This is a genomic window from Pseudomonas sp. 5Ae-yellow (assembly GCF_014077575.1).
Taxonomy (GTDB): Bacteria; Pseudomonadota; Gammaproteobacteria; order Pseudomonadales; family Pseudomonadaceae; genus Halopseudomonas; species Halopseudomonas neustonica.
On the sequence record NZ_JACGWE010000007.1, the window covers coordinates 113242 to 130133 of the forward strand.

The window sequence follows — 16892 nt, forward strand, 5'->3', positions numbered from 1 at the left end:
CCATTACATTTTCTTCGCTTTCTCGATTGCTTCGTCGATGGTGCCGACCATGTAGAACGCCTGTTCCGGCATGTGGTCAAACTCACCATTGAGGATGCCCTGGAAGGCACGGATAGTGTCTTTCAGAGACACGTACTTGCCAGGTGCACCAGTGAAGACTTCGGCAACGAAGAACGGCTGCGACAGGAAGCGCTGGATCTTACGAGCCCGAGCTACGAGTTGCTTGTCTTCTTCGGACAGTTCGTCCATACCCAGAATCGCGATGATGTCCTTCAGCTCTTTGTAGCGCTGCAGAACATACTGTACGCCACGGGCACAATCGTAGTGCTCCTGACCGATAACCAGCGGATCCAGCTGACGAGAAGTGGAATCCAGCGGGTCAACCGCAGGGTAGATACCCAGGGAAGCGATATCACGGGACAGTACCACGGTCGCGTCAAGGTGAGCGAAGGTGGTAGCCGGAGACGGGTCAGTCAAGTCATCGGCAGGTACGTATACCGCCTGGATCGAGGTGATCGAGCCAGTCTTGGTAGAGGTAATACGCTCCTGCAGAACGCCCATCTCTTCAGCCAGGGTAGGCTGGTAACCTACTGCAGAAGGCATACGGCCCAGCAGTGCGGATACTTCGGTACCGGCCAGGGTGTAACGGTAGATGTTGTCGATGAACAACAGTACGTCACGACCTTCGTCACGGAACTTCTCGGCCATGGTCAGACCAGTCAATGCAACGCGCAGACGGTTACCCGGCGGCTCGTTCATCTGACCGTAAACCAGAGCTACCTTGTCCAGTACGTTGGAGTCCTTCATCTCGTGATAGAAGTCGTTACCTTCACGAGTACGCTCACCCACACCGGCAAATACGGAATAACCGCTGTGCTCGATGGCGATGTTACGGATCAGCTCCATCATGTTAACGGTCTTACCAACACCCGCACCGCCGAACAGACCTACTTTACCGCCTTTGGCAAACGGGCAGATCAGGTCGATAACCTTAATACCGGTTTCCAGCAGTTCGTTAGAGCCAGCTTGCTCGTCGTAGCTAGGAGCCGGGCGGTGGATACCCCAGCGCTCTTCTTCGCCAATCGGGCCAGCTTCGTCGATCGGGTTACCCAGCACGTCCATGATACGGCCCAGGGTCTTGACCCCAACCGGCACGGAAATGTTGGCACCGGTGTTAGAGACGGTCAGACCGCGCTTAACACCTTCGGTAGTACCCATGGCGATGGTACGTACGATGCCATCACCCAGTTGCTGCTGGACTTCCAGGGTCAGGCCCTTGTCAGTCACGTGCAGCGCGTCATACACCTTCGGCACGTCTTCGCGTGGGAATTCCACGTCGATGACGGCGCCGATGATTTGAACGATACGTCCGCTACTCATTTGTTGGTTCCTCTAAATGGTTGAAACCGTTCCCGTTTTACCGGGTCGCGTCAAACCGCGGCGGCGCCGCCGACGATTTCCGAAATTTCCTGAGTGATCGCTGACTGACGAGCTTTGTTATAAATAAGCTGCAGACTGTCGATGATCTCACCGGCGTTGTCGGTCGCGTTCTTCATTGCGATCATACGCGCGGCTTGCTCACAGGCGTTGTTTTCGACCACTGCCTGGTAGGTCTGGGATTCGATATAACGAACCAGCAGGCCATCCAGCAGTTCCCGGGCATCGGGCTCGTACAGATAGTCCCAGGTCCCCTTTTGTGCACCCTCGTCATCGGAGGCCACCAGCGGAATCATTTGTTCCACCTTGGGTTGCTGAACCATCGTGTTGACGAAGCCGTTTGAGACCAGGTAAAGACGGTCGATGCGACCTTCGTTATAGCCATCCAGCATCACCTTGACGCTACCAATCAGATCATTCAACGCAGGCTTCTCGCCCAGGTTGCTGATGGCCGCGACAACGTTTCCGCCGTAGCTGCGAAAGAAGGAAGCGCCCTTGCTACCGATCACACAGAGCTCGGTTTCAACGTTGCGGTCACGCCACTCTTTCATGCTGTTGACCAGGGCCTTGAACAGGTTAGTGTTCAGACCACCGCAGAGACCACGATCCGTGCTCACCACGATGTAACCCACCCGCTTGACTTCACGCTCTTGCATGAACGGATGGCGATACTCCGGGTTGGCGTTGGCCAGATGACCAATCACCTGCTGGATACGCTCAGCGTAGGGACGGCTTTCAGCCATGCGCTGTTGTGCTCTGCGCATTTTGCTGACAGCCACCTTTTCCATGGCGCTGGTAATCTTCTGCGTACTTTTAATGCTCGCGATTTTACCGCGAATCTCTTTTGCGCCTGCCATGTCACACCTTTCCAGGTTTGCCCTTGGCCGGATCGCACGATGCGGGATGCAGCATCGCTACATCCCGCCTTCGGCTTACCAGCTTTGGGTTGCCTTGAACTTCTCGATGCCAGACTTGATGCTGGCTTCGATATCGTCGTTGTAATCGCCCTTCTCGTTGATTTTCGCCAACAGCTCGGCGTGCTCAGACTTGAAGTAGGCGATCATGGCTTTCTCGAAAGCACCGATCTTGGCCTGCTCTACATCGGCCAGGAAGCCTTTCTCGGCAGCGAACAGGCTGATGCCCATTTCTGCGACAGACATAGGCGCGTACTGGTCCTGCTTCATCAGTTCGGTAACACGTTGACCGTGCTCGAGCTGTTTGCGGGTCGCTTCATCCAGATCGGAGGCAAACTGGGCGAAAGCAGCCAGCTCGCGGAACTGAGCCAGCGCAGTACGAATACCGCCAGACAGCTTCTTGATGATCTTGGTCTGTGCTGCACCACCTACCCGGGATACCGATACACCCGCGTTAACCGCCGGACGAACGCCGGAGTTGAACAGGTTGGATTCCAGGAAGATCTGACCGTCGGTGATCGAGATCACGTTGGTCGGTACGAATGCAGACACGTCACCGGCCTGCGTTTCGATTATCGGCAGCGCCGTCAGGGAACCGGTCTTGCCAGTTACTGCACCGTTAGTGAACTTCTCGACCCACTCTTCGGAAACGCGTGATGCGCGCTCCAGCAGACGGCTGTGGAGATAGAACACGTCACCAGGATAGGCTTCACGGCCTGGTGGACGACGCAGCAGCAGGGAGATCTGGCGGTAGGCAACAGCCTGCTTGGACAGATCGTCATAAATGATCAGAGCGTCTTCACCGCGATCACGGAAATACTCACCCATGGTGCAGCCGGCGTAAGGCGCCAGGAACTGCAGGGAAGCCGGATCGGAGGCAGAAGCGGCAACGATGATGGTGTGAGCCATGGCATCGTGCTCTTCCAGCTTGCGTACTACGTTGGCGATAGTCGACTGCTTCTGACCAACGGCAACATAAACACACTTAACGCCAGAGCCTTTCTGGTTGATGATAGCGTCAACGGCCATCGCGGTTTTACCCGTCTGACGGTCACCGATGATCAGCTCACGCTGACCACGACCAACCGGCACCATGGCGTCAACCGCCTTGTAACCAGTCTGGATCGGCTGATCAACTGACTTACGCCAGATCACACCAGGTGCAACCTTTTCAACTGCGTCAGTTTCCTGGGCGTTGATTTCGCCCTTACCGTCAATTGGTGCGCCCAGTGTGTTAACCACACGGCCCAGCAGCTCCGGACCTACCGGAACTTCCAGAATGCGACCGGTACACTTGACGGTCATACCTTCGGCCAGATTCAGGTAATCACCCAAAATCACGGCACCTACGGAGTCTTGCTCCAGGTTAAGTGCCATACCGTAAACGCCTTCAGGGAATTCAAGCATTTCCCCGTACATAACATCGGCGAGACCGTGAATCCGCACAATACCGTCAGATACGGAAAGAATCGTACCTTCGTTACGTGCCTGAGAAGAGATATCGAGCTGCTCGATACGCTTCTTGATGATGTCACTGATCTCTGATGGATTCAGTTGTTGCATGCCTTTATCCTCAAAACCTTATGCTGAAATCAGGAGCCCAATGACTCGGCCAGTTTGGTCAGCTTTCCGCGTACAGAGGCGTCGATAACCAAGTCGCCGGTGCGAACAACCAATCCACCAATCAATGATGTGTCCAGTGTCGTCTCGATCTGTACATTGCGATCGAGTTTCTTTGACAGGGCCTGGGCGAGCTTCTGCTGCTGTGCGTCAGTCAGCTCGAACGGCGAGCTCACATTGATGTCGATGGTGCGCTCAAGATCAGCTCGGAAGCTGTTGAAAAGCGTTGCAATCTCGGGAAACAGGTCAAGCCTGTGGTTTTCTGCCAGGATCATCAGAAAGTTGTGTTGCTCCTCGCTTGCCGTTTTACCGGTGCACTCAAGGATAAACTCTGCTTTCTTCTGTTCGGCCATACCCGGATTGGTCAGCAGCTGTCGAGTTGCCGCATCAGCCACCACTTGACCGGCGGCGGTCAGCAACTCAGCCCACTCTGCCAGCGCTTGTTGGGCTTTAGCCCGCTCAAATGCCGCTTTGGCGTAGGGACGGGCCAGCGTAATCAGTTCTGCCATGATGACCTCGCTTAGAGTTCGGCTACCAGCTTGTTCAGCATGTCGCCGTGCTTCTCAGCATCGACAGAAGTTTCCAGAATCTTCTCGGCACCAGCGATCGCGATAGCAGCGATTTCAGTACGCAGAGCATCTCTGGCCTTGACCCGCTGTTGCTCGATTTCCGCCTGAGCCTGATCCAGAATCTTCTGACCTTCCTTGCGAGCATCCTCTTTGGAGGCTTCAACAATCTGGTTGGCACGCTTGTTGGCCTGCTCAATCAGTGCTGCTGCCTGCTCTTTGGCCTGACGCAATTCCTGGGCCGACTTTTCTTGCGTCAGCTCCAGATCCTTGGCCGCCCGATCAGAGGCTGCAAGACCATCCGCGATCTTCTTCTGGCGTTCCTGCAAAGCAGTGATGACCGGAGGCCACACATACTTCATACAGAACACCACGAAGATGAAGAACGCGATAGCTTGACCCAGTATCGTCAAATTAATGTTCACGTCTTCACCTCTTGCCTATCGTATTCAATACCATCAAGTCGGAGTCGCCGTTGCCGGCGACCACCTTAAGCAACTTGGGCAAGGAAGGGGTTGGCAAAGGTGAAGAACAGAGCGATACCAACACCGATCATGGTTACGGCATCAAGCAGACCAGCGACGATAAACATTTTGACCTGCAGCATGGGGATCATTTCTGGCTGACGCGCGGCGCCTTCCAGGAACTTACCACCGAGGATACCAAAGCCAATTGCAGTACCCAGTGCGCCCAGGCCAATCAGCAGTGCTACAGCGATCGCGGTCATTCCAACTACAGTTTCCATTTAAAGCTCCCAGTTTCAGTTAATTTCAAGTTGTGGGTTTTCGGTTAAAGCTAAATCGTTTTGCCAACTCAGTGGCTGTCTTCGTGCGCCATACTCAGATACACGATGGTCAGCATCATGAAGATGAACGCCTGCAACGTGATAATCAGAATGTGGAAGATAGCCCATGGCACAGACAGTGCCCACTGCGCCCAGAAGGGCAACAGGGCGATCAGGATGAAGATCAGCTCACCAGCGTACAGGTTACCGAACAGACGCAGGGCGAGAGAGACCGGCTTGGCCAGCAAGCTAACGCCTTCCAGCAGCAGGTTGACCGGAATCAGCAGCAACTTGAGGAAGATGTTGCTGGAAGAGAACGGATGCAAGGTCAGTTCGCCGAGGAAACCGCCAACACCTTTGACCTTGATGCTGTAAAAGATAATCAGTGCGAAGACGGATAGCGACATACCCAGCGTGGCATTCACGTCGGTTGTCGGTACCGCTTTCATGTACTCAACACCCGCCAAATGGAACAACTGAGGGATGAAGTCGACCGGGATTAGATCCATCAGGTTCATCAGGAACACCCAGCAAAAAATCGTCAGTGCCAGGGGTGCAATGACCTTATTGCGGCCGTGGAACGTCTCTTTGACGCTCTGATCGACAAACTCGACCATCATTTCAACGAAGTTCTGCAAACCACCGGGGGTGTCGGACGTTGCTTTGCGGGCCGCCATGCGGAAGAGAAAAATGAACAAACCACCAAGGAAAATGGACCAGCCCATGGTATCCAAATGGATCGCCATGAAGCCCATATCGGATGCTTCCTGTCCGCCGTGAGCGATGGTCCAGGTGGCGTCCGATAGAACGGTGCCATCGGCACGCTCATAGCCAGCCGGGAGCTTCCCGTAGGTCAGATTCTGAAGGTGGTGCTTGATGTACTCTGATGCGGTGCCTGCCATATCGTTCTCTCAGGTCCTTTAGCTTTGCTGCGTTTTACCACCGAAAACTACCGGTGTTAGCCAGTTGGTAACCAGCATGATCGCAAATGTTAGAAACAGTGCCGCGACGTCTAGCGGCTTAATACTTTTAAACACCACCGTGAAGAGGATGGCGCAAAGGATGAGTTTGCCTGTCTCACCCTTATAAAATGATCCCATTATCTGCTTGGCAGCACGCGCACCGCTGTAACGAAAAGCCTTGAGCGCGAAGTACACATTGGGGAGGAAAAAAATGATGCCTCCCAGCAAGGCGGAATAAGCCGCCACGGGGCTTTTAATCCAAAAAACCAGCCCCATTAAAAGAATTACGCCAGCCTGGAACGCAAACCATTTGCCCAGCGGAGGACGACGAATGGCATTGGTCTTCATTGTCGTCATAACTACTCTGCTTTTCTCGCCGGACGCTGCGTGTCTGAATCGAATTACCGGGCTAGCCGTAAAGCGCCGGTGATTATATGTGTTCGCCTGCCCTGAATCAACAAAACGCTAGACCCGTCTCCCCCCGTGAAGTCGCATGATCACTGAAGTTAGCGGGAGTTTTGCTTCACTTGGTTGTACTTGCTGCTGGAGCACTACATCTTGTGGTCAACACTGGCAATTACCTATATTACGGTCATGTTTTGTAATAATTATTGATCCAAGACAAAGCCACGACAGGCTGCCGCCAAGTCAAAGGAGCTTAGCGGATGTGTCCAAGAATGCCATCAAGCTCATCCAGTGAGCTGTAGCTGATCACCAACTTACCCTTGCCTTTTGCTCCATGCTGCAGCTTCACCTCAGCACCAAGGCGTTCGCCCAAATCCTGTTGCAGACGCTCTACATCGGGATTCAGCCGTTGCTGACCCGGATCGCGGCGGGGATTCAGCCATTGCCGAACCAGCGCTTCAGTCTGACGAACGGTTAACCCTTTGGCCACTACCTGACGTGCTGCGGTGGTTTGCTGCTCTGCCGGCAACCCGAGCAAGGCACGCGCATGACCCATTTCCAGATCACCACGCTCTAGCATAAGCTTGACGTCTTCCGGCAAGCTGGTCAGACGCAACAGGTTGGTAATACTGACGCGGCTCTTGCCTACAGCATCGGCTACCTGCTGCTGGGTCAGCTCAAATTCCTGCTGCAGTCGCTGCAGTGCAATGGCTTCTTCGATGGGATTGAGATCTTCACGTTGGATGTTTTCGATCAGAGCCATGGCAATGGCAGCTTCATCGGGCACATCACGGATAACCGTCGGAATGGTATCCAGGCCAGCCAGTTGAGTCGCGCGCCAGCGACGCTCGCCAGCGATGATTTCATAGCGCTCACCACCGATCGAACGCACTACAATCGGCTGCATGACACCCTGAGCACGGATGGATTCGGCCAGCTCTTCCAGCGCTTGCGGATCCATATCGCGGCGAGGCTGATACTTACCACGCTGAATCAGGTCAACTGGTAGTTCTTTGAGTTGCTGATCCTGGCTGTAGCCGTTGCCCTCGGTTGCATTACTCTGTCCGAGCAGCGCATCCAGTCCCCGTCCCAAGCCGCGTTTCTTAGCCGCCATGCCGCTGATGTCCTTTTGGTTATTCGGTTGAATCTGTCACGGCAGCCGCTTTGGCTGCCTGTCGGTTGCGACGCACCAATTCGCCAGCGAGCGCCAGATAGGCCACGGCGCCACGCGATTGTTTGTCATAAGTCAGCGCCGGCATGCCAAAGCTGGGGGCTTCGGCTAAACGCACGTTACGCGGTATTACGGTCTGGTAGAGCTTATCGCCAAAATGCGCGGTCAATTGCGCGGACACGTCGAGAGTCAGGCTGTTGCGCGGGTCATACATGGTGCGCAGCAGACCTTCAATCTGCAGCGAGGGATTGAGCAGCGAGCTGATTCGGCTAATGGTATTGACCAATGCCGACAACCCTTCCAGTGCATAGTATTCGCATTGCATCGGGATAATCACCCCGTCTGCTGCCACCAAGCCATTGACGGTCAGCATGTTCAGCGACGGCGGGCAGTCTATGAGCACGTAATCATACTGCGTACGTGCCTTGACCAGGGCATAACGCAGCCGGCTTTCCTTCATTTTGATGTTCATCAGCTCAACTTCAGCCGCAGTCAGGTCACCGTTGGCGGGGAGCAGATCGTAACCACCATGCTCTGACGTCCGCAGGGCGTCGGCAAACTCACAACGCCCCGTCAACAACTCATAAACGGAGTTATCCAATTCCGCCTTGTCGACACCGCTGCCCATGGTGGCGTTGCCCTGAGGGTCCAGGTCAATCAGCAGCACCTTGCGTTTGGTTGCGGCCAATGAAGCGGCAAGATTGATGGTGGTGGTGGTTTTACCCACTCCGCCTTTCTGGTTGGCTACTGCCAATACCTTGCCCACGTAGACCCCCTATCAAGCCGTTGAAAACTTCCTGTATTGCCAATATTGCCGTAAAAACGGCAAAAAAAGCGCCCACCCAGACATGCTGTGTGTTTTGCCATTTCTTCGGATACGAGCTGCCTTGCCTATTTTTTCAACAGTCTGCTGTGCGAATTAACTCTGATCCGAGCGTCGCAGTATCAACAGATGTCGACTCCCCACGCAACCGGGAACCGATAATTCTGCACTACGCTCAAGCATGAAGTCGACCGGCATCGCCGCCAGCTCATCGTCAGGATACACGCCTTTCATCGCCAACCAGCGAGTTTCTGTGTTGCCTAGCTGACGGGTTTTCTGCACAAAGTCGCCCAATGCGCTGAAAGCACGGGAGGTAATACCGGCAAACGGCTGGTCCTGCTCCAGGGCTTCTACCCGGCAGTTGAGTACCTGCAGGTTATCCAGGCCCAGCTCAAGCTTAACCTGGGTAAGAAACCGGGTCTTCTTGCCGTTGCTATCGAGCAGGCTGAACGTCTGGTCAGGGCACATAATCGCCAGAATCACGCCTGGCATGCCGCCGCCACTGCCCACATCCAACCAGGTATCACCCTGGACATACGGCAGTATGCTCAAGCTATCGAGCAAATGCCGACTAACCATTTCATCCGGATCACGCACTGCGGTCAGGTTATAGGCCTTGTTCCACTTGTTCAGCAACCCGAGGTAGGCAAGCAATTTGTCGCTCTGCTCTGGCTGCAGGTCTATGCCTAACTGACTGGCGCCGTTGGCCAGTTGTGTTGCGTGGTCCACCATGGGGGTTATGCCTCCTGGGCCAATTTGCTACCGCCCAAGGCGTTGCGTTTTTTCAGATGGATCAGCAACAGGCTCACCGCTGCCGGCGTGACGCCTGGAATCCGCGAGGCTTGGCCGAGGGTTTGGGGACGCACATCAGACAACTTGTGGCGTATCTCATTCGACAGCCCACTCAAGCTGCTGTAGTCGAGATCCAATGGCAGTATGGTCTGTTCGTGCTGACGCAAACGATCAATTTCTTCCTGCTGACGCTCAATGTAACCGGCGTATTTAGTCTGAATCTCAACCTGCTCAGCGGCATCGGCGGGAATCTCAACTTTCCCGGTCAACTCGCTCAGCGCCTGGTAATCGACTTCCGGCCGGCGCAACAAATCCAGCAGATTGTATTCGTGGGTCAAAGGCGTGTTGTACCGCGCGCTATAGGCTTTACCAATTTCACTTCTGGGCTGTACCCAGGTACTGCGCAGACGCTGAGTTTCCTGCTCAATGGCTTCGCGCTTGGTATTGAACGCGGCCCAACGGGCATCATCAACCAGTCCCAATTCGCGGCCCTTGGCGGTGAGTCGCAAGTCGGCATTGTCTTCGCGCAGTACCAGCCGGTACTCAGCTCGCGAGGTAAACATGCGATAGGGTTCACGGGTGCCCATGGTGATCAGATCGTCAACCAACACACCGATGTAGGCTTCGTCCCGACGCGGGCACCAAGACTCGAGGCCCTGGGCACGCCGCGAGGCGTTCAACCCGGCCAGCAATCCCTGGGCTGCAGCTTCTTCGTAACCGGTGGTGCCGTTGATCTGACCGGCAAAGAACAAGCCGCCAATCACCTTGGTTTCCAGCGAATACTTCAGATCCTGCGGATTGAAGTAATCATATTCAATCGCGTAACCGGGACGCAGGATGTGCGCGTTTTCCATGCCAACAATGGATTGCACAATCTGCAGCTGCACGTCGAATGGCAATGAAGTGGAAATGCCATTGGGATACAACTCGTGCGTGGTCAAGCCTTCTGGCTCGATAAATACCTGATGCTGATCCTTGTCGGCGAAACGATGAATTTTGTCTTCAATCGACGGGCAGTAGCGCGGCCCTACACCTTCGATTACCCCGGTATACATGGGAGAACGGTCGAGGTTGTTACGAATGATCTCGTGGGTGCGCTCATTGGTATAGGTAATCCAGCAATTCACCTGGCCTGGGTGCTGCTCCGCGTTACCCATGAACGACATCACGGGAATCGGTGTATCACCAGGTTGCGCAGTCATTTTGCTGAAATCCACACTGCGTCCATCGATGCGTGGTGGTGTACCGGTTTTCAAACGATCAACGCGTAAGGGTAATTCGCGTAATCGTTGGGCCAGAGAAATTGCTGGCGGGTCACCGGCTCGGCCGCCCGAGTAATTATCCAGACCAATGTGAATCAGGCCACCGAGGAACGTGCCAGTGGTCAGTACCACGTTGTCAGCCAGAAAACGCAGGCCCATCTGTGTGACAACGCCTTTGGTTTCGCCTTGTTCAACAATCAGGTCATCGCAGGCTTGCTGGAATATCCAGAGATTCGGCTGGTTTTCCAGAATCTCGCGGATCGCGGCCTTGTACAAAACACGGTCAGCTTGCGCTCTGGTCGCCCTCACCGCAGGGCCCTTGCGGCTGTTGAGCACACGAAACTGGATGCCTGCCTTGTCGGTAGCGATAGCCATGGCACCGCCGAGGGCATCGATTTCCTTGACCAGATGGCTTTTGCCAATACCGCCGATGGCGGGATTGCAGCTCATCTGGCCCAGCGTTTCAACGTTGTGACTCAGCAGTAGGGTTTTCGAGCCCATACGAGCAGCCGCCAGAGCGGCTTCAGTACCAGCATGACCACCACCTACGACGATAACGTCAAAGCGATTGGGGAAATCCACGTAACACCTCGTTGCTCAGGTTTTGCCTGGCTTCGGAAAAAGGGGGCTGATTATAGGGTCTGACGGGAAAAATTGCAGCTGCTGTTGAGTATTTTTTGTACAGGGATTCGAACGCGATCAGGACAAGGTACTTATATAGAATTAAAGATAAAGATTTATATAGAGCTTAATGTAGTTACTACTAATGAGTAGCGCTTTTTCTGTGGGTAAGCGAATAAAGTCAATATTATTCAGTGACTTGGGAAAAGCATAAGTATGTGTGAAAGCGGTACTGCACTGGTGGGTAAGCGGGTGCTGGTCCTGTGCATAAAGTGCTTACTTATCCACAGGCGAGTTATACCCCTATTTACCCACAGGGTTATGGACCGGGCTTAGGTGCGGTTTTCCACAGGGCTTAGCCGCTGATTTTTTTTGTTTAACGCGGCTTTTTACTGCCTATTTAACTGCACATGCTGGTGCAGTTAGCCAAGAACCGCTTGGCGAGAGCGCTTTTTCGGAGCACATAGAATCTGTTGCACTGGAGGTTTTGTGCAAAATGCACAAAAATATTCAGGGCCGATCGGGTCTTATTAGCCGAAAGAGAGGTGCTGGCATAGCCATTGCAAAAAACCTGCTGATCCACTGAACCGCAGGCTGCTGCTATGCTCGCTCGGCTGCAGATAGATTGAACGACAGGAGAGTAACGATGACGAACAACACCACGGCGCAAGAGCAGGACTATCCGCTCAGCGCGGTACCGGCTTCGGCCAGAAAAAGCCTGTGGTCCATGGGGCTGGTGCTTTTGGGCTTCACTTTTTTTACCGCGACCATGTGGGCCGGCGGCACCGTTGGCACCGCGTTCGATTTTTCTACCCTGATGCTGGTCCTGCTGGCAGGTAACCTGCTGCTTGGCATCTACGCCGCGATTCTTGGCTATATAGCGGCGCGCTCTGGCATGAACACCGCGTTAATGAGTCGCTACGCTTTTGGCGATATTGGTAGCAAATTATCTGATTTCATTCTTGGTTTTACCCAAATTGGCTGGTACGCCTGGGGTACCGCTACCATGGCGCTGCTGCTGGTGAAAATGACTGGCTTACCCGAGGGGGCTACCCTGCCCTTGATGGTGATTTTTGGTTTCGGTTTTTGTGTCACCGCTTTTATTGGCTATCGCGGACTTGAGTTGCTGTCGCGAATTGCGGTTCCGGCGATGATTGTGTTGATCGCGGTAAGCATGTTTATTGCCACCTCCGACGCAGGCGGTCTGGCCGGTTTGACCAGCATTACTCCGACCAGTGATTTGAGCGTGGCGGCGGCGATTACCCTGGTGTTCGGCACCTTTGTCAGCGGCGGTACCCAAGCGACCAACTGGACGCGTTTTGCTCGCTCCGGCAAGACGGCTGTGTTGGCTACCCTGGCGGCGTTCTTTCTGGGCAACGGCTTGATGACCCTGGTCGGCGCATTGGGCGCACTGGTTTATCAGCAAGCAGATATCGTCGATATCATGGTGGCGCAGGGGTTGGCCACGCTGGGTATTCTGATGCTGTTTCTGAATCTGTGGACCACGCAGGACAATACGGTTTACAACTTTGCGGTGGCTGGCTGCAACATGCTGCGTACGCGTCGCCGCAAGACGATCACCCTAGTGGGCGCTGCCATAGGCACGCTGCTGGCGGTGCTCGGCATGTATGAATGGCTGATTCCCTTCCTGGTATTACTGGGCACTTTTATTCCGCCGGTGGGCGGCGTGATTATGGGTAACTTCTTTGTGCGTTACCGCGGCGAGTACCCCGATATCGCCAGCGCTAAGTTGCCTGCCTTTAATATCGTGGGGCTTAGTGCGTATGCCATCGGTTCCCTGGTGGCTTACACCTCTGCCTGGGTCGCTCCCTTGGTCGGTGTGCTGGTGGCGGCATTGAGCTATGCCTTGCTGGAAACGGTGGTTGCCGGTGTTAAGGCCCGTCGCGCCAGTGCCATGGGTAGTGTTTAACCGGTGTTGCTGCGCTGCGCCGACATCCCTACTCTGCCCGGTCTCGGGGCTATTGTGCTGCGCGCAGGCCTGGCAGGTGGGGAGCGGCCAGTACGTTGGCCGTATGTGGCAGAGAACCGCTCTTTCAGTCCATGGATACAGGGCGGAGAGCTGGTTTTTATCACCGGGATAGGCCGTCATCACAGTCAAGCCAGCTTGACTGAACGGCTGTACGAAGCGGTGCAATCGGGGGTTGCCGGCCTGGTTATTCTTACCGGCGAAGCTTATATAGGTCAGTTGCCCAATGGTCTGCTGCGGTTGGCCGACCAACTGGCGCTACCCTTGTTGGAGCAGCCTTATTCGCTGCCGATGGTGCAGGTGACGGAGACCATCAGCCGGGCCATTGTGCAGCGCGAACAGGCGTATGCCCGCCGGGCTGAGCAACAGGCAGACTCACTGGCAGACCGGTTGCAGCAGCGACTGGGGAGTACGACAGATATAGCCGATTTCGTTCGTCCCTTTATTGCTTGTGCACCAGAGCAACTGAGCCCGCTGCAATCGACGCTGGGCGCCTGGCTAGCACAGCAGGGCAACCTGTCGGCGGCGGCACAGCAATTGGGCTGTCATCGCAACTCACTGCGTTATCGCTTGAACAAGATTTTTAACATGAGCGGTTTGGACCCTAAACGTCCTGCCGACATGCAAACACTGATACTGCTGCACGTGCTGTTGTCAAAAACAGCCGAGAAAGCAGACATTTTGGAGACACCCCATGATTCAACACCCTGAAGCCATCATCAACGCACGTTTGGCCGGCAAGGATGGACTGCACACACTGACCATCAGCGATGGACGCTTTGTCAGCCTGGTTGCCCAGTCGGAAAAGCTGTCTGCCGGAGAGCAGCAGCTCGATGCCGGTGGCAATCTGGTGTCGCCGCCTTTCGTTGAGCCCCACATTCACCTGGATGCAGCGATGACCGCCGGTGAGCCGCGCTGGAATCGCAGCGGCACTTTGTTTGAAGGTATCGAGTGCTGGGCTGAACGCAAGGCGACGTTAAGCCATGCAGATGTGATCAGCCGTGCTGAGCAGACACTCAAACTATTTGCCGCGCACGGTATTCAGTATGTGCGTACCCATATTGATGTCACTGACCCGTCGCTGGTGGCGCTTGAAGCCATGGTCGAGGTGCGCGAGCGTGTACGTGAACATATTGACCTGCAGATTGTGGCCTTTCCGCAGGAAGGTATCCTGTCTTTCCCCGGCGGGCAGGATCTGATGCGCCGTGCGGTAGAGATAGGTGCGGACGTGATTGGTGGTATCCCGCACTTTGAGTTCACGCGTGACTATGGCGTCGAGTCGGTCAAGATGTTGATGCAATTGGCTGAAGACAACGATTGTCTGGTCGACGTGCACTGCGATGAAATTGACGACCCGAACTCGCGTTTTCTTGAAGTTCTGGCGGCTGAGGCTCTGAGCCGTGATTACGGCACGCGGGTTACCGCCAGCCATACCTGTGCCATGCACTCATACAACAACGCCTACTGCAGCAAACTGTTTCGCCTGTTGCAGAAGGCAGACCTGCGGTTTGTCGCCCTGCCAACCGAAAACCTGCACTTGCAAGGTCGTTTTGACGGCTACCCCAAGAGTCGCGGCATTACCCGTGTGCCGGAGCTGCTGGATGCTGGCTTAAAGGTTTGTATGGGCCAGGATTCGATTCGTGATCCCTGGTATCCGATGGGCAACGGCAATCTGCTGCGCACTCTGGATGTGGGCTTGCACGCCTGCCATATGCTCGGTATTGAGCGGATCGAAACAGCGCTGGAGATTGTCACCAGCAATGGCGCGGCAGCACTCAACCTCAGCGATTATGGTATCGCGCCAGGTCTGCCCGCGCGTTGCATGGTGCTGAACGGTGCAACCCCCTATGAGGTGTTGCTGAATCAATCGCCGGTATTGGCATCGATCCGCGATGGCCGCTGTTTGCTGCAGCGTGAGGCTGTTGTCAATTCCGTCGCTGGTTGGGATTGAAGCTGATCGGCAGACTATTGAGGTGGGGCGTGCCAATGGATATGTTATCGTTTGCGGGTAGTTTTCATATCTTCAAGCCCTGCCGCAAGGACTGCTGATCTCTGATGAAAGACCTCGATGGCCTGCCGATGCCCCAGCGCCTTGGCGCCATCATTGCCATAGCGCTAGGGGTCACCATGGCGGTGTTGGACGGCATGATCGCCAATGTGGCCTTGCCGACCATTGCCGATGATCTGGGTACCAGTGCCGCTAACTCAATCTGGATCGTCAACGCCTACCAACTGGTGATCACCATGAGCCTGCTGTCGCTGGCATCCTTTGGTGATCTTTGGAGCTATCGCAAGGTATATCTCATAGGGCTCGGTGTTTTCGCCTCTATGTCGGTACTCTGTGCGCTTAGCGATTCGTTACTCACCCTGACGATCGCGCGCATGCTACAGGGCTTGGGCGCTGCTGCGGTGATGAGCGTGAACGGCGCCTTGACCCGCCTGATCTATCCCCGCCGCATTCTGGCTCGCGGTATCGCTATCAACACGTTGATAGTGGCGGTGTCCGCCGCCGCCGGTCCAACCGTGGCGGCCGGCGTGCTGTCGATTGCCAGCTGGCCCTGGCTGTTCGCCATCAATGTGCCTATTGGCCTGCTCGCGCTAATCATGGGGTACCGTTTCTTACCGGCTAATGCCGGGGTTCGTGAGCAACGTTTCGATAAGCTTAGTGGCCTGCTGAACGCCATTACCTTTGGTTTGTTTTTCGCTGCGTTAACCGGCTTTGCGCAGGGGCATGCGGGCTGGATGATCTGGCTGCCGCTGGCACTAACGCTGATCGTTGGCTGGTTCTTTGTGCGCCGGCAGCTGGATCAGCCCTTTCCACTGCTGCCAATCGATCTGTTGCGGATTCCGGTGTTCTCGCTATCCATTGGCACCTCGGTCTGCTCCTTTGCTGCGCAGATGCTCGCCATGGTCTCCATTCCGTTTTACTTTCAAAAAACGCTGGGTCTGAGTGAGATCGAAACCGGCCTGTTGATGACGCCGTGGCCGCTGGCAACCATGGTCATGGCGCCGATCGCTGGGCGTCTGCTGGACAGAGTGCATGCGGGGCTGTTGGGCGGGATTGGTCTTGCTATCTTTGCGACCGGTCTGTTTATGCTGGCGGCTCTGCCGCAAGAGGCCACGCACCTTGAAATCATGCTGCGCATGCTGCTCTGCGGCGCAGGCTTCGGACTGTTTCAGTCGCCTAATAATCACACTATTCTGACCGCCGCACCGCTTGAGCGCAGCGGCGGTGCCAGTGGCATGCTGAGCACCGCCCGCCTGGTCGGACAAACTACCGGGGCTGCGTTGGTGGCGTTATCGTTCAACCTGTTTGCCGACAACGGCACGCACGCTTCGCTCATCGCAGCTGGTAGTTTTGCCTGTGTTGCCGCGATCGTAAGCAGTCTTCGCATGAGTCAGACGCCAATACGCTAATCCCAATGATGCTGAGATCAGCAGACTTCGTATGGGTCGCTCAGCCTGTCTGTTATAGCGCATACTTCGCGCAGTGAACCGACTCATTGCTGATGGACAAGGCTACTGTTGTTCGATCGCCGCCGCTCTTC

The 16892-nt window shown here is 55.1% G+C and carries 16 protein-coding genes; 4 read left to right on the forward strand and 12 right to left on the reverse strand.

The genetic code is table 11. From position 1 onward, the window contains the following. Positions 1 to 3: 3 nt before the first annotated feature. From atpD to mnmG, 12 genes are all read right to left on the reverse strand, one after another. A complete protein-coding gene (gene atpD, locus H4J77_RS06835) occupies positions 4 to 1380 on the reverse strand; it encodes a F0F1 ATP synthase subunit beta (protein ID WP_123888053.1) in 1377 nt (458 codons plus the stop codon). Positions 1381 to 1430: 50 nt separating this feature from the next. Beyond that, positions 1431 to 2294 (reverse strand): F0F1 ATP synthase subunit gamma, encoded by an 864-nt coding sequence (atpG, locus tag H4J77_RS06840; RefSeq protein WP_123888052.1) that lies wholly within the window; start codon positions 2292 to 2294, stop codon positions 1431 to 1433. Between the two features lie 75 nt (positions 2295 to 2369). Then, a complete protein-coding gene (gene atpA, locus H4J77_RS06845; RefSeq protein ID WP_123888051.1) occupies positions 2370 to 3914 on the reverse strand; it encodes a F0F1 ATP synthase subunit alpha in 1545 nt (514 codons plus the stop codon). 29 nt (positions 3915 to 3943) lie between these two features. After that, a complete protein-coding gene (locus H4J77_RS06850) occupies positions 3944 to 4480 on the reverse strand; it encodes a F0F1 ATP synthase subunit delta (RefSeq protein WP_182247674.1) in 537 nt (178 codons plus the stop codon). A gap of 11 nt (positions 4481 to 4491) precedes the next feature. Beyond that, a complete protein-coding gene (locus H4J77_RS06855; protein WP_123888049.1) occupies positions 4492 to 4962 on the reverse strand; it encodes a F0F1 ATP synthase subunit B in 471 nt (156 codons plus the stop codon). Positions 4963 to 5027: 65 nt separating this feature from the next. Further along, entirely contained in the window at positions 5028 to 5282 is a 255-nt protein-coding gene (gene atpE / locus H4J77_RS06860; RefSeq protein WP_123888048.1) for a F0F1 ATP synthase subunit C, read from the reverse strand. Between the two features lie 68 nt (positions 5283 to 5350). After that, positions 5351 to 6223 (reverse strand): F0F1 ATP synthase subunit A, encoded by an 873-nt coding sequence (gene atpB, locus H4J77_RS06865; protein ID WP_182247676.1) that lies wholly within the window; start codon positions 6221 to 6223, stop codon positions 5351 to 5353. An 18-nt stretch (positions 6224 to 6241) separates the two neighbouring features. Next, entirely contained in the window at positions 6242 to 6640 is a 399-nt protein-coding gene (locus H4J77_RS06870; RefSeq protein WP_123888046.1) for a F0F1 ATP synthase subunit I, read from the reverse strand. Positions 6641 to 6941: 301 nt separating this feature from the next. Continuing rightward, positions 6942 to 7802 carry a ParB/RepB/Spo0J family partition protein gene (locus H4J77_RS06875; protein WP_123888045.1) on the reverse strand — a complete coding sequence of 287 codons (861 nt, stop codon included), beginning with the start codon at positions 7800 to 7802 and terminating at the stop codon, positions 6942 to 6944. Positions 7803 to 7821: 19 nt separating this feature from the next. Continuing rightward, positions 7822 to 8625 (reverse strand): ParA family protein, encoded by an 804-nt coding sequence (locus H4J77_RS06880; protein WP_123888044.1) that lies wholly within the window; start codon positions 8623 to 8625, stop codon positions 7822 to 7824. A gap of 153 nt (positions 8626 to 8778) precedes the next feature. Then, the gene (gene rsmG / locus H4J77_RS06885; RefSeq protein WP_123888043.1) at positions 8779 to 9414 is read right to left on the reverse strand and encodes a 16S rRNA (guanine(527)-N(7))-methyltransferase RsmG; all 636 of its coding nucleotides are present in this window, start codon (positions 9412 to 9414) and stop codon (positions 8779 to 8781) included. Between the two features lie 5 nt (positions 9415 to 9419). Continuing rightward, positions 9420 to 11318 (reverse strand): tRNA uridine-5-carboxymethylaminomethyl(34) synthesis enzyme MnmG, encoded by a 1899-nt coding sequence (gene mnmG / locus H4J77_RS06890; RefSeq protein WP_182247678.1) that lies wholly within the window; start codon positions 11316 to 11318, stop codon positions 9420 to 9422. Between the two features lie 685 nt (positions 11319 to 12003). Between mnmG and codB the strand changes: the two genes are divergently transcribed. The 4 genes from codB to H4J77_RS06910 all read left to right on the forward strand — a co-directional run bounded on the left by codB (position 12004) and on the right by H4J77_RS06910 (position 16761). Continuing rightward, entirely contained in the window at positions 12004 to 13287 is a 1284-nt protein-coding gene (codB, locus tag H4J77_RS06895; RefSeq protein ID WP_123888041.1) for a cytosine permease, read from the forward strand. Positions 13288 to 13290: 3 nt separating this feature from the next. Next, positions 13291 to 14055, forward strand: a complete 765-nt coding sequence (locus H4J77_RS06900) for a PucR family transcriptional regulator (RefSeq protein ID WP_182247680.1) — start codon at positions 13291 to 13293, stop codon at positions 14053 to 14055. Continuing rightward, on the forward strand, positions 14039 to 15295 hold the full coding sequence (gene codA / locus H4J77_RS06905; RefSeq protein ID WP_123888039.1) for a cytosine deaminase: 1257 nt from the start codon (positions 14039 to 14041) through the stop codon (positions 15293 to 15295). Before H4J77_RS06900 ends, codA begins: the two co-directional genes overlap by 17 nt. A gap of 104 nt (positions 15296 to 15399) precedes the next feature. After that, on the forward strand, positions 15400 to 16761 hold the full coding sequence (locus H4J77_RS06910) for an MFS transporter (protein WP_182247682.1): 1362 nt from the start codon (positions 15400 to 15402) through the stop codon (positions 16759 to 16761). Positions 16762 to 16892: the final 131 nt, after the last annotated feature.

What these genes read in the sequence shown, in the direction of transcription:
- rsmG (WP_123888043.1), bottom strand. Translation starts at nt 9,414, where the DNA reads ATGGTGGACCACGCAACACAACTGGCCAACGGCGCCAGTCAGTTAGGC.
- H4J77_RS06870 (WP_123888046.1), bottom strand. Translation starts at nt 6,640, where the DNA reads ATGACGACAATGAAGACCAATGCCATTCGTCGTCCTCCGCTGGGCAAA.
- atpA (WP_123888051.1), bottom strand. Translation starts at nt 3,914, where the DNA reads ATGCAACAACTGAATCCATCAGAGATCAGTGACATCATCAAGAAGCGT.
- H4J77_RS06850 (WP_182247674.1), bottom strand. Translation starts at nt 4,480, where the DNA reads ATGGCAGAACTGATTACGCTGGCCCGTCCCTACGCCAAAGCGGCATTT.
- H4J77_RS06875 (WP_123888045.1), bottom strand. Translation starts at nt 7,802, where the DNA reads ATGGCGGCTAAGAAACGCGGCTTGGGACGGGGACTGGATGCGCTGCTC.
- atpE (WP_123888048.1), bottom strand. Translation starts at nt 5,282, where the DNA reads ATGGAAACTGTAGTTGGAATGACCGCGATCGCTGTAGCACTGCTGATT.
- H4J77_RS06910 (WP_182247682.1), top strand. Translation starts at nt 15,400, where the DNA reads ATGAAAGACCTCGATGGCCTGCCGATGCCCCAGCGCCTTGGCGCCATC.
- atpB (WP_182247676.1), bottom strand. Translation starts at nt 6,223, where the DNA reads ATGGCAGGCACCGCATCAGAGTACATCAAGCACCACCTTCAGAATCTG.
- atpG (WP_123888052.1), bottom strand. Translation starts at nt 2,294, where the DNA reads ATGGCAGGCGCAAAAGAGATTCGCGGTAAAATCGCGAGCATTAAAAGT.
- codB (WP_123888041.1), top strand. Translation starts at nt 12,004, where the DNA reads ATGACGAACAACACCACGGCGCAAGAGCAGGACTATCCGCTCAGCGCG.
- codA (WP_123888039.1), top strand. Translation starts at nt 14,039, where the DNA reads ATGATTCAACACCCTGAAGCCATCATCAACGCACGTTTGGCCGGCAAG.
- atpD (WP_123888053.1), bottom strand. Translation starts at nt 1,380, where the DNA reads ATGAGTAGCGGACGTATCGTTCAAATCATCGGCGCCGTCATCGACGTG.